Genomic DNA, 15,072 nt, shown 5'->3' with positions numbered 1-15,072 from the left:
TATTGAATCTTTCTGGTATAATTTTACTAAGGAGTGAATATGACAAATTATGATAAAGAAAACGAAAAATCTTTGGAAAATAGTCTAAATAAAGCTATTTCTGACATGGATTTTTCTGATATAAGTGAAAAGGTCAAGACAAGTCTTGATATATTTATTGATAAAACAATGAATTTTATAAATGGAAATCAAGTTAGAAAACCCGCAATCCAAACTAAAAATCCTCAAGTTTGTGCCCAAAAACTTCCAGAAAAAACTAAAGTCGGCTTACTTAAAACAGCAATGGTAATTTCTTTTTTACTTGCAATTTCTATGCTAATGATTTTATTTTTTGACGGATTTTCCTATGATTTTTTTAAAAATCTATTTTTAACAGCTTTGTTTTCAATATTTGGATTTTTTACTTTTAGAAAATCCCAACAATTGGATATGATTTCAAAAGATTACACAAGATTTTTAAGAGAGCTTGGACATAACACCGTAATTCCAATAAGAGATTTGGCATCATCAGTTCAAAAATCTGAAGAAGATACCATAAAAGAGCTTTTGTATATGATGAATAAGGGATATTTTAAACAAGCAAGAATTGTAGAAAATAATTCATTATTTTTGTTAGATATTCCAACTTTCAAATTGTACAAAAACCAAAAAAATCAAATGCAAAATTTATCACACGAAGAAAATAAAAAAATAGCCCAAGATGCGAGCACAAAAACAAACAAGGATAAGGCTGAAGAAATAATAAAAATATCAAGCAAAGAAATTACTTCAATAAATCTTGATATTTCAAGAATTAAAAATAGAAATTTTCTTGAAAAAGTAATAGAAATTAAAAAAACAATTGAAAATATTACAAACATTATTAAAAGATATCCAGAAAAAGCTTATGTTTTGGACAAATTTATAGAATATTATTTGCCAACAACTGTAAAATTAATTGATGCTTACACAGAATACGAAATTATGGAATCAAACGATTCAAAAATTAAAAATTCACTTGCGGAAATAGAATCTTCCATAGAAATAATCAATGAAGCCTTTGAAAAAATCCAATTAGAGCTAATGGAAGACAGGACAATGGATATAAAAACAGACATTGATACAATGAAAATTTTGTTAAACCAAGAAGGATATTTAGAAAAAGATTGGAGCAAAGATGAGTGATATTAAATTAAGATTAGACGGAGAAAATGAAGAGGTCGAATTAAGACCAGTCGAATATAAGGAAAAAATCCAAATAGATCAGTCAATAAAATTTTCTCCAGAAGAAGAAAAGCAAATCGACGATTTCTCACAAAAAATTGACCTAGAAGATTCAAATATAATTCTTCAATACGGAGTTGGAGCTCAAAAAAAGATTTCAAATTTCTCAGAAAAAACTTTAAACACCGTAAAAAACAAAGACCTTGGAGAAATCGGTGGACTTTTGGATAAGGTTGTTTCAGAAATAAAAACAATGGACCAAGATGATGGCGGAGTATTTGGATTTTTTAAAAAGCAAAAATCAAAGCTTGACAATATGAAATTAAAATACCAATCAACCGAAAAAAATATAGACGAAATCGCAAAAGCCTTGGACAATCATCAAATAACCCTATTAAAAGATATTTCTTTGCTTGATCAAATGTACGAATTAAACGAGGATTATTACAAAGAACTTTCTATGTATATAGAGGCAGGAAATAGAAAACTCAAAAGAACATTTGAAGAAGATATACCAGCTCTTGAAAATACAGCAAGAATTTCAAACCTTCCAATGGATGCCCAAAAAGCAAATGACATAAAAGCCCAAGCAAACAGGTTTGAAAAAAAATTGCACGATTTAGATTTAACAAGAATGGTTTCAATGCAAATGGCGCCACAAATTAGGATGGTACAATCATCAAACTCAATTATGGCAGAAAAAATCCAAACAACAATTGTAAATACAATTCCTCTTTGGAAAAATCAAATGGTCCTAGCCCTTGGCATGAGCCACACCGAACAAGCCATAAGAGCCCAAGAAGCCGTGACAAATCTTACAAATGATTTGTTAAAATCAAACGCCGACAAATTAAAACAAAATACAATCGACACAGCAAGAGCAACCGAACGCGGTATAATAGACCTTGATACAATAAAATACACAAATGACAGACTAATAGAAGCGATTGATGAAGTAAGGACAATCCAAATCGAAGGAAAGAAAAACAGAGAAGACGCCAAAAACGAACTCGGTCGTCTTGAAGAAGAATTAAAAAGAAATTTATTGAAAAATAGTTAGGAGAAAAAAATGGCAGAAAAAATAGAATTCAAATTTGACACCCAGCTTTTAATAGCAGGAGAAGACTTAGACGAAGACGAAATTTTCGATCACATAACAGAAAATTTTGAAGGAGATAGCCTACTTGCAGTAGGAGATGAAGATTTGATAAAAATCCATTTCCACACAAATAAACCATGGGAAATATTAGAATACGCCCAATCAATCGGAGATATTTTTGACGTAGTAGTAGAAAATATGCAAAGACAAGCAGATGGTTTAAAAGGATAAAAAATATAAAAAGACAGAAAGATAACCTAAACGCCTTTGTCCTTATTTCGGATTTGGGGTTAGGTTATCTTTCTGTTTTTTTGTTGAAAAAAATTACTTCTTTAAAATTTAAGGAGTTGAATAAAATTAATCATTTAGAAATCAAGTTAAATAAAGAGAAAACCCATCTCGAGCTTGTCGAGAGATCTCTTTTATTTTACTTTGTATTTAAATATAATTTTCCCTTGAGATCTCTCGGCTCATTCCATTCGCTCGAGATGGGTGGGTGTTTGATTTTGTTTATGGCTAAAGTTTAGATATTAATAATACACAGGGCTTAATTTTTTTCACTTATCAAATCTCCTAAATAGAATATATACTAAAATTACACTAATCAAAGAAATTCCAATAACATACATGTACCCAAAATTCCATTTTAATTCTGGCATATTTTCAAAGTTCATTCCGTACCAGCCAGTTATTATTGTAATTGGTGTAAAAATTGCCGTTACCACCGTTAAAACTTTCATTGTGTTATTCATAGAAAGATCCATTTTTGACGTGTAAGAATCTTTTACATTTGTAATATATCCACTCAAATAAGAAATATTTGAAGAATATCTTTCAACTCTAAACAAAACTGATTTTAAATGTTTTATATCGTCATCATCAAAAATTTCATTTTCATTTTCCATTAAAACTTCCAAGGTATCGAGGAGTCTTTCGTATGATGCATACAAATTTAGAGCCTTGTGCCTATTGTCAGAAATTATTTCTATGCTATCTCTGGTTTTTTTATTTTTTATTATTGCATCTTCCACAGCTGCTGTTGAATTTTTTATTTGATCAAAAATCCTTGTGTGGTTGTTTACTAAGGCTGTAATAAAATATTTCAAAAGTCTCCCAGGGGATCTTGCTGAAAATTTCTTTGTTAGCATCTTCCTAAAAGCCTCTGTTGTTGATTGATCTCTATCATACAAGTCGACAATTATAAGTCTGTTGTTTTCTATATAAAATCCTATAAGATCTGAAGTTTCAAGATTTCCCATTATATCTAAAAGTTCTAAAATTGCAAAGGTATAATTATCTTCCACTGCCATATAAGATTTTTTGGCAGTATCTGACAAAAGCAAATCAATTATAGCATCGTCCAAGTCATAAGTTTTGGCAAAATCAATAAAACTCGCCTTGCCCAAATACATCAAATAAAAATCATCATCTTCTATAACATCATAAAAACTAGAAATATCGGTTTGTTCAAAACCGTTATCCGTGTCAAATTTATAAATATAATCCATTTTTTCTCCTTAACATTAGGAAACTTTTCTTTTACATTATGACTATATGAATTATCAATAAAATTTCAACGATTTAAGGCTAATTTATAGATAATAATATTTAAAAATAAAAAAATAAGAATCCTTTATTCAACAATTTTTACAACCGTCTAAAAAAGATTCTTATTTTTTATTTATGTTTATAAACATCTTATAGCTCTTTATTTTCAAAAATTTTTATAGAAATAAAAACTGAAAGTGTATGGACTATTATTGTTATAGCAAAAATTATTAAGGATAAAAGTGTTTTATCCATTGTTAAGCCCTTATCTACATATTCCAAAAGCCATTCTTTATTTGATGAAATGGTTGAGAAAAATGCAAATACTACAAAATATAAAATTACAAAAACCAGTCTTGCTTTTTCTGCCCCAAATTTATACATTAATGGAAGTTCAACTACTCCAACTATGCTTGTTATGAAAAATAGGGATGATAATATTAAAATTAGTGGAATTTCTTTTGTAAGTGGGTTTTTGTTAAATCCTACAACAAATGACAAAGCCATTGCAAAAAGTGACATAAACCAAATTATGGTATATCTTGAAAATACAATTTTTTTTCTTGAAATTCCACTTGAAATCAAATATTTATCTGTTGAATATTGATTATCCATTCCAAAAACCATGCCCAAAAGTATTATTGGTATTAGGATAAAAAATAATGGAATCAAAACTAATTGATTTTCTTTGTAAAAATAAATACCCAAAGCAATTATTATTACAAATTGTAAAAGCAAAGCATTTTTTATTGAAATCAAATCTTTATATATCAAGGCTTTCATTGTATTTCTCCTTTATCATATAAACCATAATTTCCTCTATACTCACATTTTCTACTTCAAGATTTTGAGGAATTAAGTCTTTTTTAACCAAACATTCTTTTCCAAATTTATGATCTCTTACTGCGATTATGGAATTTTTATCAAGACTTTCAAATTCTTCTTTTGAAAGGGAAACTAGACCATAATCTTCCTTTAATTTATCCTTATTTTCCATAAAAATTAGCTTTCCCCTATGTAAAAAAGCAATTTCATCTGCAATTTTTTCCAAATCTGACAAAATATGGGATGAAATCATAATGCTTTTGTTTTCATCTTGGATAAATTCTAAAAGTATATCCAAAATATCATCCCTTGCAACAGGATCAAGCCCACTTGTCGCCTCATCCAAAATCAAAAGCTCTGCCTTATGGCTTAATGCCAAAATTAAAGACAATTTCATCTTCATTCCCCTTGAAAAAGTAGAAATTTTCTTTTTTTCTGGAAGATTAAATCTTTTTAAAAGCCTATCAAAAGTTTCTTTTTCCCAAAAATTTCCATAATACATGGAGTGAAATTTTTCAACTTCTTTAATATTTAACTCTTGAGGAAAGAAAAAATCCTCAAAAACAAAGGCAATTTTTTTCTTTTCATCCTCAGTCAAATCTTCAATTTTTTTGCCAAAAATATAAATTTCACCAGAATTTTTTTTCATATCGCCCAAAATCAATTTGATTGTAGTAGATTTTCCAGCTCCATTTTCTCCAATATATCCAACTATAGATCCTCTTTTGATATTTAAATCCAAAGGTCCAAGATAAAAATCATTCAAAGATTTGCTAAGACTTTTTATTTTTAATATATCATTCATCTTCTTCCTCCAATATATCCATAAGAGAAAGAATTTCTTTTTTTGAAATTCCTGCAAGTTTAGACAATTTGATAATTTCTTTTAGATGATCTTCAATTTTTATAGAAAATTTTTCCCTAATTAATTCTGGATTTTGATCTTTTACAAAATTTCCCTTGCCAGGAACAGAATTAATAAGTCCATCTTTTTCAAGTTCATCATAAGCCCTTTTCGTTGTAGCTACACTGACTCTAAGCTCTTTTGCCAAAAGTCTAATAGAAGGAAGGGCTTTGTCTTTTTCTATCTCATCATTTAAAATTGCATCTCTTATTTGATTTTTAATTTGTAAATATATGGGATCTTTACTCGAGTATTTGATCTTAATATCCATTTATTCCTCCTACTGTTCATAGTGTACCTTAACAGTTGAAAAGTGTCAAGATATATAAATAAAAAAAGCTTGGTTAAAACCAAGCTAATTTTTATTCTACATCATCTAAAAGCTCTGTCAAAATATAGCCTTGGTATTCTCCATAGCTTACTTTTGACCATTCGCCTACTATTTCTGATCTTTCTATTTGTGTTCCGGGTTGGATTGTTGCTACAATTTCTGAATCTGTGTTTGTTTGTCTTCTTATATTTGAAATATCTTTTACTGTAAATATTCCATAAGCTTGTTTTGGCTCTTTGTCTTTTTCTTTTTTGTTTTTCTTATCTTTCTTTTCTTCTTCTTCTTTTTTGTCTTCTGTTTCGTTTGATTTATTTTTTTCATCAAGATTTTTTAAGCTTGCAAGATTATTTGAAGAAGAATTTTCGTTTGTTTCGTTTTTCTTTTTGAAGGTTACTTCTGTTGAAACTTTATTTGATGGTTCACTTTCTTCTGGATGTCTTTGGGATACATATTCTTCTTTTGAACATGCTGAAAGTGTTAAGCTCAAGGCTAATATTAATAAAATTTTCTTTTTCATTTTTCCTCCTTAATTATCTGTTGTTATTATTCCCGAAATTTGGGCGTTTACATTTTCAAGTTTTCTTATTGATGCGTTTAATTTTTTTCTTCTAAAATCTTTTTTTCTGGCAAAAACTATAACTGAATCTGCGAGTCTTGGATAAAAATTTGCATCGTCGTATTTTTCGTTAGCTGCTGTATCCAAAAATATAAAATTATATTTTTCTTTTAGAGAATCAAAAATATTTTCTATCCTATCATAGTTTAAAATACTTGGATTTATTTCTCTTTGGTCTGGTGCGAGGATTAGGTCAAGATTTTTTTGGAAATGATCTTTTACTATGAAATTTTCATAAGGTTTTTCCTTTTCCAAAATATCAAAAAATCCTCTATCAAATTCAATATCGCACAAATCGCCCATCATTGGATTTCTAAAATCAGCTTCTATAATAATTACCTTGTAATTATCTTTTGCCAATGCTCTAGCTAAATTTAAAATCAAAGATGACTTGTTTATCTTCTCATTTGATGATACAAATTGTACCAAAGAATTTTTATCTGCAATTTTCAAAAAATTATTTTTTAAGGATTCAAAAGATTTTTCTATCTTATTCGCCTTATTTTTATTAAACATCTAAATCACCATCATCATATTTTGGCATATCTGCAATTATTGTATAGTCCTTGTTGTTTTCTTTGTTTTGATATAATCTAAAATCTTCATCTTCCTCAGCTGATAAATCTTCATTAGAATTTATATCTTGGGATAATTCATTGTCTTCGTCGTAGTATTCTTGTACTAGATTTCCATCTTCATTTATATAAGATTCTTTTATTTCATCATTATATTTTTCATAATCGTATTCTTCTTTATCATCATCTTTTGTAAATACGACTTTTCTAATTTCTTTTTCTTCAACATATTCTTCTACATCATTATTTTTTGAATTTCTAATTGAGACTACAAGTGAACCGAAAATAAAATATGTTATAAAAGCTGCAAGTCCAACTTTTAGTGAATCTTTTTCGCTCGTTTTTGCTAAACTTGCATTTGGATAAGCCTTGTCAATTACTACTGCATCAGCTTTATAAAGTTGATTAATTACTGAAACTGTAATTTCTGCATATTCATCTGCTATATCTTCTGCCCTAAGTTTTATAGAATCTTTTACATTTATATTTAAAATATGGGTGTTGGCAATTGCTTGTATTTGAATTTTTTTGTCAAGTTCGCCAGGATCCATATCAAGTTTTAAATTTTCAATTACCCTTTTTTTGATAGCATTTGAATTTACAGTTTCTGCATAAGTGTAAGCAGTTTTATCATCATCTTTTATTTTTTCATTAGAGGTTGTAAGGATTTTTGATTGAGCCTTATAAGTTTTTATACCAAACTTATCAAACAAAAAATAAAATCCTATTCCAATTATAAGTCCAAAAACCAAAGCCTTTGGTATTACGCTAAATACTGATTCTTTCTTTTTCATTATCTCCTCCGAAATTTCTGTAATTTATTTTTATTTAAATTATTTTTATTTTTCAAAACTCTTATTCTAATTTTACACTATAAGGAAAATTTTTTAAAGTTTTGCCAAAGCAAAAAGGCGGGTTTCCCCACCTTTTATTTTTTAAAATTTTATTTAATTATTAGAAAATATAAAAATACAATTACTGCAAGGACAATTCTATATTTTCCAAAAATAATGAAGTCATTTTTTTGTACGTAAGAAATAAATTTCTTAATTACTATATAAGCCACGATAAAACTTAAAATCATTCCTATAAGAATTAAAATCCATTCATATCCTGAAAATCCTGATACGTTTTTTACAACTTTTAAAAGAGTTGCTCCAAGCATAGTTGGAATTGCCAAAAAGAATGAAAATTCTGCACTAGCTGATCTTGAAAGTCCCAAAATCATTGCGCCAATTATTGTCGCAGCTGACCTTGATGTTCCTGGAATCATTGCAAGAACTTGAAAACATCCTATAAAAAATGCAGTTTTATAAGAAATTAATGAAATATTATCGACTCTTTGTCTGTTTTCTTTTTTGTTTTTATTTTCAATTAAAATTATTCCAATACCCCAAACAAAAAGCATAAGGGCAACAACCATTGGATTAAATAAATACTCATCGATTATATCGTCAAATAAAAATCCCAAAATTCCTGCTGGTATTACTCCAACTATAACTCTTTTCCAAAGCTCAATTGTTTCTTTGTAAGGATGAGTTAATCTATAATAAAATTTTGATTGTCCATTTAATTTCGCATAATTTTTTGGAAAATATCTTTTTGTTTTTTCAAAATCCCAAGGATTTAATTTAGAAAAATACAAAACAACTACTGAAAGTATTGCTCCAAGTTGAATTATTACATTAAAGGCGTTGGCAAATTTTTCTGGTTCAAGTTTTACAAACTCATTTACCAAAATAAGATGACCTGTTGATGAAACAGGCAAAAATTCTGTAACTCCTTCTACAATAGAAAGAATTATTACTTTTAATAAATCTAAAATCATTTTTCAAATTCCTCCATGAATGAATGTTCTTTACCATTTATTTTATATCCCAAAACCATATCGCAATTTACATTTTCAGCTGATCTTAGGATTGATTTTTCTACATTTGGTATGTCTTCTTTTAATTCTTCAATAAGATTTTTTATTTTCTTTCTTGTATAAGACTCACTTTTTTTTGTAACAGTGCAAGCACAATTTAAGGCACTTAATCCTACATAATCACGCCAAGCTATTACATCTTTTTCTTCTATAAAATACATGGGTCTTATAAGCTCCATATCATCAAAATTTTGTGCCAAAAGTTTTGGCTTCATTGTTTTATAATTTCCAGCATACAAAACATTCATCAATGTCGTTTCGATTGCATCGTTCATGTGATGTCCCAAGGCAACTTTATTACAACCAATCTCTTTTGCCTTGGCGTATAAAAATCCCCTTCTCATTCTCGCACACATATAACAAGGATAGTCTCCAGAAATTTTTTCGCTAATTTCAAAAACATCCGAATCGAAAATTTTTGCTGGAATATTTAAATATTTTAAATTTTTCTCCAACAAATCTCTGTTTTCTTTATCGTAGCCTGGATCCATACAAATATATTCAACTTCAAAATTTACATTTGAATGTTTGTGCAATTCTTCAACAAGTTTTGCTGTCAAAAGCGAATCTTTTCCACCAGAAATCGCACAAGCGACCTTGTCGCCCTCATTTATTAATTCATATTTTTTTACAGCTTTTATAAATTTTGACCAAAGCTCTTTTCTATATTTTTTTATAATTGATCTTTCAATTTCTACTAATTCCATCATAACTCCACTAAACTTGAAGGTTCGTTTCTTTTTGCAACTTCCAATTGTATATCTTTATTTGTATCTAGTCCACAGGATTTTAGGTAATTATCTACAGTTATTTTGCAAAGCTGTTCTGAATTATTTGTTTCAGACAAGTGAGCAAGAAAAATTTTTTCATTTTTGCCTTGAAGGGCATCAGCCAAAGATTTTGCCGATTGTTCATTTGATAAATGTCCCATCTTTCCCATAATCCTAACTTTCATCGAATAAGTATAGGGGCCTCTTTTTAAAGCATCAAGGTCATGATTTGCCTCAAAATAATAAACATCTGATCCTTTTATCTCATTTAAAATTCTCTCATCAATTATTCCCGTATCAGTCAAAACCGTGATTTTTTTATTATCCAAATACAAAATAAAACCAACTGGTTCATTTGCATCGTGATGAATTGATATTGGAAAAATATCAAAAGAATTGAAATTAAAAAAAGAATTCGATTTGAAAATTTTTATATTTTCATCTTTTAATTTCCCAGCATTTTTAATAAAAGAAAGCCAGGTTCCCTTATTGGCATAAATTGGAATATCATATCTTCTGCTCATGACAGATGCTCCCTTTACGTGGTCGATGTGTTCATGAGTTAAAAAAATTGCATCCAAATTTTTTGGATTTTCGCCAATCTGAGATAAAAGATTTTCAATTTTTCTTCCCGAAAAACCACAATCAATCAAAATTCTTGATCCCTTGTGTTCAACAAAAACAGAATTTCCCGAAGATCCTGAAGCTAGAGAGCAAAATTTACTCATAATACTTCCTATCTTTTTTATTTTACAAAATTTATTTTAACATAAAAATATGTAAGATTTTAGAAAAATCTTACATAAATAACTAATCATATAATACTGGTTTTTTCGCTCTTTTCAATTTTAATTGGCAAAAAATACTTTTTCCAAAATATCACAAACTCCGTCTTCATCGTTTGAATAATTTGAAACAATATCAACCATTTCTTTAACACTATCTCTACCATTTCCACAAGTTGCAGAAACTCCTGCCATATTTAGCATAGTTTTGTCATTATTTGAATCTCCAATAGCAAGCGTTGATTTTAAATCTACATTTAAAATTTCACACAATCTTTTTAAAGCCTGACCCTTGTCAGCCTCCTTGTGCAAAACTTCAAAAACTTCTGGCACATTTCTTACTGTTTGATAAGTTTTTAAAAGTTTTTCATTATAATTTTTTTCAAACTCATCAACAGCATCTTTGTTTCCAGTTATGGTAATCCTATCAACCCTTTGACCCATATCTTTCTCATCAATTTTTTCAATAGGCATTTTTAAAATTTCAGATTCAAATAAAAAATGTTTATTTACCCTTTCGCTATTGCTATACAGATTATATTTATTGTAAATTCCTATTTGAAGTTTATCGTTTATTATCTTTTTAAGATTTAAATAATCTCCCATGCTTAAAATTTTTTTTGAAACATCTGACTTGTCCTTATTTTTAATTATAAGAGAGCCAGTATTTGTTATAGAATAATCATCATCAGAATTTAATTCCAAATCATCAAGTATCCAAGAAAATCCACCAAGAGGTCTTCCAGTAGCAATAACTACAAAAATCCCCTTTGCTCTCAACTTTTTAATGATTTCAAAATTTTTTCTAGAAACTTTTTTATCCGAATTTAAAAGAGTTCCATCAAGGTCAATAGCCACAAGTTTTATATTTTTTTCCATATTCACTCCTAACTTTCTTCTCTTTTTATTCTATCACATAAAATTATATATTTTAAAAAATAAAAATAAGCCTTAATGTAAAGGCTTATCAGAGCGTAGATAAAGTCAGTTTAGTAATTCATTATTAATTTGAAAATAAAATTACGCTACAACCCATCTCGACTAAGTGAGTGAAACGAACGCACGGAGAGATCTCATGAGATTTCTCGACTCACTACGTTCGCTCGAAATGGGAAAAGTTTAGTTTTTCAACAGTCTGATAAGCCTTAATGTAAAGGCTTATTAATAAAATTTTCTATTAATTTATTTTTATCATAAATTTCTTTTTCTATATTTTTATAATAATCTCTAAGGTTTCTCTCATTTCTATATTTTTTTCCATTCATCAATTTTGAATTTGCATTCATGCCAAGTCCTATAATATTTTCAAGCTCTTCATTTATTAAAATATTATATCGTTGAGAAGTATTTTCCTTTTCATAGCCAATATTTTCCAAATTTCCTATTATGTTTTTTTGCCTATAAAGATAATAGGGCTTGTAGGAATTTTCTTTTGTAAAAATTTCTATATCCTTTGCAATTTTTATACTTTCGCTTTCATTTCCATTTATATTTTCTTCGAAATATTTTGAGCCAACTTTCTGAGCAAGTGCATGGAAGGTTATATTATCTGGTTCTAATTTTTTTAAAATTTCAAAATTTTTAGAAAAACTATCCCTATTTTCTCCATAAAGTCCAACTATAAAATCCATATTTACAATAAAACCAATTTTTTTGGCGTAGTCATAAATTTTTACAAAATTATAAAAATTGATTGGTCTGTTTATATTTTCCAAAACATTCACGCTAAAAGTTTGGGGATTTAAGGAAATTCTTCCTACATTTTTTTCTTTAAACAAAGCTAATTTTTCAAAGTCAAGGGTATCTTCCCTGCCTGCTTCAAGTGTAAATTCATTGAAAATAAATTTTTCGTTGATTAAAGACAAAATCCTATCCAAATCTTTCACAGATAAATTTGATGGCGTTCCTCCGCCAAGATAAATTGTATCCAATTTCTTTGGCAAATTAATTTTTGAAATTTCTTCTAATAAAAAATCTACATAAAGATTTTTTTCTACTGTGTTTGACACAATAGTCGGATAAGAACAATACCTGCACCTTTGAGGGCAAAATGGAATATTTATATAAAGATTAAAATCTTTTGCATCAAATTTTAATTTGTCCTGACTTTCTTTTATAGCTTTTAATAAATTGATTTTATTATCTTTTAACTTATAAATATTTTTCAAATCATCAAAGCTATGATTTTTTAAAAGTTTTGAAGGTTTTGACCCTGTCAAAATTCCCCAATCAGAAGTTTTTTTGCTTTCTTTTTCCAAAATTTCAAAAAGAATTTGTTTTAATTTTAAATTTGAATCAAAAAAGTAGGACTTATTTTTACTTTCAATAAGTCCATTTTTTATCAATATATCAGGATTTTTTTCAACAAAAGAAAAATCTTCTTTGCCATAAAAAATATTTAAAATATCATATACAATTTTTCTTTGATTTTCATTTTCTAAATATATTTTCATATTTCTTTTACAATTTCTCTCGCCCAAACTTGGTCGATCATTGATGTTTCTTTGACATCAACAAAGGCTATATATTTGTCATACAAAGTTTGATAAAGATCATCCACAAATGGCATTTTGAATTTGCCATTTTTTGTTGCAATTATAAATTCATTATTTTTATAGTGCATAGCCAAAATATCTTCTTTTTTAAATTTAAAATCTGGACTTTGAATTAGGACAAATTTCATTATTTCAATTATATTATCAATTTTACCATCATCGAAAATAGAAATTTTTTCCTTCAAATCAAGGTCGTTTTTGCACATTCTTATTATAAAATCTTCTGCCTTATTTTTATTTAACCTATCCAAAATTTTTAGGGAAGATTTGAAGGCTAGTTGATTTCTTTTTTGGATAAATTTAGGATCATTTACAAACATCAACTTCTTGTCATTATCTGTATAAACATATCTATAATTTAATTTAAATAATTTTTTGCAAGATGGACATTCAACAAGACCTACATTTTCTATAAAATCTTTGTCATTAAGAGAAAATATTGCAGTAGGCAAAGATTTTGTAAATTTTTCCTTACAAGATGGGCAAGATAAAGAAAAATCTTTATTTCTTGTATCAATATTATTTTTAGTTTTTAAAAAATCCAAAAATTCTTCTAAAGACGAAAATACCAAATCTGCTTCATTTTTTATAAGCTCACTATCGTCCAAATCAACTATCAAAACTGCCACAGCACCACTTGCCTTTGCAGCTTTTATCCCAGAAAGAGAATCTTCCAAAATATAAGTTTTATTTTTGTCAGCATTTAATTTTTCCATAGCAAAATTAAAAATTTCAGGATTTGGTTTGCCTTCAACAATATTATCCGAAGAAATTATCAAATCAAAATAATTTCTCACACCTTCCCTATCAACCAAAAAATCTACCCTGTCTTTTTCAGAAGAAGATGCAAGAGCAAGTTTCTTATTATTTTTTTTCAAATAATCCAACAATTCCACCAAACCAGATTTTTTTAAAGAATAATCAATTTTTTCAAATTTTTCTTCCCTCAAATCATTTAAATCTTTTCTAATTTCTACAGCTTTTTGCCTATCCATAGAAAATTTTTCAACCATATAAGAAATAGATTCATCCATTTTTCTGCCAGATAGAAGAATCTTATCTTCTAAATCAAAAGAAAAATTATTCTTTTTTGCAATCTCACGCCATGTTTGATAATAAAAATTTTCCGTATCAAACATAGTTCCATCCATATCAAATATAAAATAATCCATACTAAAACTCAATTAAATTTAATCCCAATTCTTCATCAAATTTTCTATTAATATCGCCATCAATAATTGTAACAAAAATTTCCGCAGTTAAAGAAATAATAGCCTCATTCAAATGACCTGCAATTGCTTCCCCTGCAATATCTCCCGTAAGAGCATTTGTTTTTGCCTTGCCACAAGTGATGTGAAAATGAGTATAAAGCTTACCATCTTTATTAGAAATATTTCCACAAAGATTTGCAATTTCTAAATCTTCTTCATATTTTTTTATCTTATAATCCTTAGTTTCAGGATCAAAAAGACCAATGTCAAGATTATCAGTAGCACCAATTCCAGTTAAAAAACCAGCCTTTACATTTTCCTTTTCCAAAATTTCCCTAACAGATTCAACAAGCTTATCGCCCTTTTTTAATCTAATAACTAATTTATCATCAAATCTTTTATAAACCATATAAAATCCTTTCATTTTTCAAATTTAACTTACACATTCTTTAAACATTATACCCAAACAAGGGGGAGAGGTGTTGATTTTATTTTTGTTTTAATTTTAAATTACAAAATAAATTATTTAATTAAATTAATTCTTCGTTATGTTAGGGGAGAAAATGGGGGAGTTTCGATTCTCCCCCTTTTTTCTCCCCTAACAACCCCTCTTTTTTGCCCCCCTGCAACCGACCATTGCATGGAGCTAATTTTGTTAGAAGCTTCGCTTCTTTCAAGTTTTTAAAGCTTGATTGCTATTTAAAAATAATTATAAATTCAAGT

Annotated in this window: 17 protein-coding genes; 3 read left to right on the top strand and 14 right to left on the bottom strand. The window is 28.0% G+C overall.

The features are described 5' to 3' along the window. The first annotated feature begins 39 nt into the window (after positions 1-39). Genes HMPREF3045_RS04915 through HMPREF3045_RS04905 form a run of 3 tightly spaced genes read left to right on the top strand, consistent with a single transcriptional unit; the run spans position 40 to position 2,533 of the window. Positions 40-1,164, top strand: a complete 1,125-nt coding sequence (locus HMPREF3045_RS04915; protein WP_070737463.1) for a 5-bromo-4-chloroindolyl phosphate hydrolysis family protein — start codon at positions 40-42, stop codon at positions 1,162-1,164. Beyond that, positions 1,157-2,263 (top strand): toxic anion resistance protein, encoded by a 1,107-nt coding sequence (locus HMPREF3045_RS04910; RefSeq protein ID WP_070737462.1) that lies wholly within the window; start codon positions 1,157-1,159, stop codon positions 2,261-2,263. The genes HMPREF3045_RS04915 and HMPREF3045_RS04910 overlap by 8 nt, the downstream gene beginning before the upstream one ends. A 9-nt stretch (positions 2,264-2,272) precedes the next feature. Continuing rightward, positions 2,273-2,533 (top strand): hypothetical protein, encoded by a 261-nt coding sequence (locus HMPREF3045_RS04905; protein WP_004812605.1) that lies wholly within the window; start codon positions 2,273-2,275, stop codon positions 2,531-2,533. Between the two features lie 326 nt (positions 2,534-2,859). Here the strand turns inward: HMPREF3045_RS04905 and HMPREF3045_RS04900 are convergent, their stop codons facing one another. From HMPREF3045_RS04900 to HMPREF3045_RS04835, 14 genes are all read right to left on the bottom strand, one after another. Beyond that, positions 2,860-3,810, bottom strand: a complete 951-nt coding sequence (locus HMPREF3045_RS04900; RefSeq protein WP_070737459.1) for a magnesium transporter CorA family protein — start codon at positions 3,808-3,810, stop codon at positions 2,860-2,862. A 190-nt stretch (positions 3,811-4,000) separates the two neighbouring features. Then, positions 4,001-4,633 carry an ABC-2 transporter permease gene (locus HMPREF3045_RS04895; protein WP_070737458.1) on the bottom strand — a complete coding sequence of 211 codons (633 nt, stop codon included), beginning with the start codon at positions 4,631-4,633 and terminating at the stop codon, positions 4,001-4,003. Then, positions 4,614-5,480, bottom strand: coding sequence for an ABC transporter ATP-binding protein (locus HMPREF3045_RS04890; RefSeq protein WP_070737456.1), 867 nt, complete (start codon positions 5,478-5,480; stop codon positions 4,614-4,616). The genes HMPREF3045_RS04895 and HMPREF3045_RS04890 overlap by 20 nt, the downstream gene beginning before the upstream one ends. Beyond that, positions 5,473-5,850 (bottom strand): GntR family transcriptional regulator, encoded by a 378-nt coding sequence (locus HMPREF3045_RS04885; protein WP_070737454.1) that lies wholly within the window; start codon positions 5,848-5,850, stop codon positions 5,473-5,475. Before HMPREF3045_RS04885 ends, HMPREF3045_RS04890 begins: the two co-directional genes overlap by 8 nt. Before the next feature lie 91 nt (positions 5,851-5,941). Further along, positions 5,942-6,427 carry an SH3 domain-containing protein gene (locus HMPREF3045_RS04880; protein WP_070737452.1) on the bottom strand — a complete coding sequence of 162 codons (486 nt, stop codon included), beginning with the start codon at positions 6,425-6,427 and terminating at the stop codon, positions 5,942-5,944. Positions 6,428-6,436: 9 nt separating this feature from the next. Continuing rightward, positions 6,437-7,042, bottom strand: coding sequence for a CpsD/CapB family tyrosine-protein kinase (locus tag HMPREF3045_RS04875; RefSeq protein WP_070641656.1), 606 nt, complete (start codon positions 7,040-7,042; stop codon positions 6,437-6,439). Then, positions 7,035-7,895: a YveK family protein gene (locus tag HMPREF3045_RS04870; protein WP_070737450.1), complete on the bottom strand. Its 861-nt coding sequence runs from the start codon at positions 7,893-7,895 to the stop codon at positions 7,035-7,037. Before HMPREF3045_RS04870 ends, HMPREF3045_RS04875 begins: the two co-directional genes overlap by 8 nt. A 149-nt stretch (positions 7,896-8,044) precedes the next feature. Beyond that, positions 8,045-8,929 (bottom strand): undecaprenyl-diphosphate phosphatase, encoded by an 885-nt coding sequence (locus tag HMPREF3045_RS04865; RefSeq protein WP_019118895.1) that lies wholly within the window; start codon positions 8,927-8,929, stop codon positions 8,045-8,047. Next, entirely contained in the window at positions 8,926-9,735 is an 810-nt protein-coding gene (locus HMPREF3045_RS04860) for a tRNA 2-thiocytidine biosynthesis TtcA family protein (RefSeq protein WP_070737447.1), read from the bottom strand. The genes HMPREF3045_RS04865 and HMPREF3045_RS04860 overlap by 4 nt, the downstream gene beginning before the upstream one ends. Next, positions 9,735-10,526 carry an MBL fold metallo-hydrolase gene (locus tag HMPREF3045_RS04855; RefSeq protein WP_070737437.1) on the bottom strand — a complete coding sequence of 264 codons (792 nt, stop codon included), beginning with the start codon at positions 10,524-10,526 and terminating at the stop codon, positions 9,735-9,737. The genes HMPREF3045_RS04860 and HMPREF3045_RS04855 overlap by 1 nt, the downstream gene beginning before the upstream one ends. 120 nt (positions 10,527-10,646) lie before the next feature. After that, on the bottom strand, positions 10,647-11,462 hold the full coding sequence (locus tag HMPREF3045_RS04850) for a Cof-type HAD-IIB family hydrolase (RefSeq protein WP_070737432.1): 816 nt from the start codon (positions 11,460-11,462) through the stop codon (positions 10,647-10,649). A gap of 266 nt (positions 11,463-11,728) precedes the next feature. Then, positions 11,729-13,036 carry a radical SAM protein gene (locus HMPREF3045_RS04845; protein ID WP_070737429.1) on the bottom strand — a complete coding sequence of 436 codons (1,308 nt, stop codon included), beginning with the start codon at positions 13,034-13,036 and terminating at the stop codon, positions 11,729-11,731. Beyond that, positions 13,033-14,310: an HAD-IA family hydrolase gene (locus HMPREF3045_RS04840; protein ID WP_070737426.1), complete on the bottom strand. Its 1,278-nt coding sequence runs from the start codon at positions 14,308-14,310 to the stop codon at positions 13,033-13,035. The genes HMPREF3045_RS04845 and HMPREF3045_RS04840 overlap by 4 nt, the downstream gene beginning before the upstream one ends. A 1-nt stretch (position 14,311) precedes the next feature. After that, positions 14,312-14,758: a PPC domain-containing DNA-binding protein gene (locus HMPREF3045_RS04835; RefSeq protein WP_070737423.1), complete on the bottom strand. Its 447-nt coding sequence runs from the start codon at positions 14,756-14,758 to the stop codon at positions 14,312-14,314. Positions 14,759-15,072 lie beyond the last annotated feature (314 nt).

The organism is Anaerococcus sp. HMSC075B03 (assembly GCF_001815585.1).
Lineage (GTDB): Bacteria > Bacillota > Clostridia > Tissierellales > Peptoniphilaceae > Anaerococcus > Anaerococcus vaginalis.
This window is presented reverse-complemented; position numbering and strand designations above follow the sequence as displayed.

What these genes read in the sequence shown, in the direction of transcription:
- HMPREF3045_RS04910 (WP_070737462.1), top strand. Translation starts at nt 1,157, where the DNA reads ATGAGTGATATTAAATTAAGATTAGACGGAGAAAATGAAGAGGTCGAA.
- HMPREF3045_RS04905 (WP_004812605.1), top strand. Translation starts at nt 2,273, where the DNA reads ATGGCAGAAAAAATAGAATTCAAATTTGACACCCAGCTTTTAATAGCA.
- HMPREF3045_RS04890 (WP_070737456.1), bottom strand. Translation starts at nt 5,480, where the DNA reads ATGAATGATATATTAAAAATAAAAAGTCTTAGCAAATCTTTGAATGAT.
- HMPREF3045_RS04870 (WP_070737450.1), bottom strand. Translation starts at nt 7,895, where the DNA reads ATGAAAAAGAAAGAATCAGTATTTAGCGTAATACCAAAGGCTTTGGTT.
- HMPREF3045_RS04880 (WP_070737452.1), bottom strand. Translation starts at nt 6,427, where the DNA reads ATGAAAAAGAAAATTTTATTAATATTAGCCTTGAGCTTAACACTTTCA.
- HMPREF3045_RS04855 (WP_070737437.1), bottom strand. Translation starts at nt 10,526, where the DNA reads ATGAGTAAATTTTGCTCTCTAGCTTCAGGATCTTCGGGAAATTCTGTT.
- HMPREF3045_RS04845 (WP_070737429.1), bottom strand. Translation starts at nt 13,036, where the DNA reads ATGAAAATATATTTAGAAAATGAAAATCAAAGAAAAATTGTATATGAT.
- HMPREF3045_RS04895 (WP_070737458.1), bottom strand. Translation starts at nt 4,633, where the DNA reads ATGAAAGCCTTGATATATAAAGATTTGATTTCAATAAAAAATGCTTTG.
- HMPREF3045_RS04885 (WP_070737454.1), bottom strand. Translation starts at nt 5,850, where the DNA reads ATGGATATTAAGATCAAATACTCGAGTAAAGATCCCATATATTTACAA.
- HMPREF3045_RS04850 (WP_070737432.1), bottom strand. Translation starts at nt 11,462, where the DNA reads ATGGAAAAAAATATAAAACTTGTGGCTATTGACCTTGATGGAACTCTT.
- HMPREF3045_RS04875 (WP_070641656.1), bottom strand. Translation starts at nt 7,042, where the DNA reads ATGTTTAATAAAAATAAGGCGAATAAGATAGAAAAATCTTTTGAATCC.
- HMPREF3045_RS04860 (WP_070737447.1), bottom strand. Translation starts at nt 9,735, where the DNA reads ATGGAATTAGTAGAAATTGAAAGATCAATTATAAAAAAATATAGAAAA.
- HMPREF3045_RS04915 (WP_070737463.1), top strand. Translation starts at nt 40, where the DNA reads ATGACAAATTATGATAAAGAAAACGAAAAATCTTTGGAAAATAGTCTA.
- HMPREF3045_RS04865 (WP_019118895.1), bottom strand. Translation starts at nt 8,929, where the DNA reads ATGATTTTAGATTTATTAAAAGTAATAATTCTTTCTATTGTAGAAGGA.
- HMPREF3045_RS04900 (WP_070737459.1), bottom strand. Translation starts at nt 3,810, where the DNA reads ATGGATTATATTTATAAATTTGACACGGATAACGGTTTTGAACAAACC.
- HMPREF3045_RS04835 (WP_070737423.1), bottom strand. Translation starts at nt 14,758, where the DNA reads ATGGTTTATAAAAGATTTGATGATAAATTAGTTATTAGATTAAAAAAG.
- HMPREF3045_RS04840 (WP_070737426.1), bottom strand. Translation starts at nt 14,310, where the DNA reads ATGGATTATTTTATATTTGATATGGATGGAACTATGTTTGATACGGAA.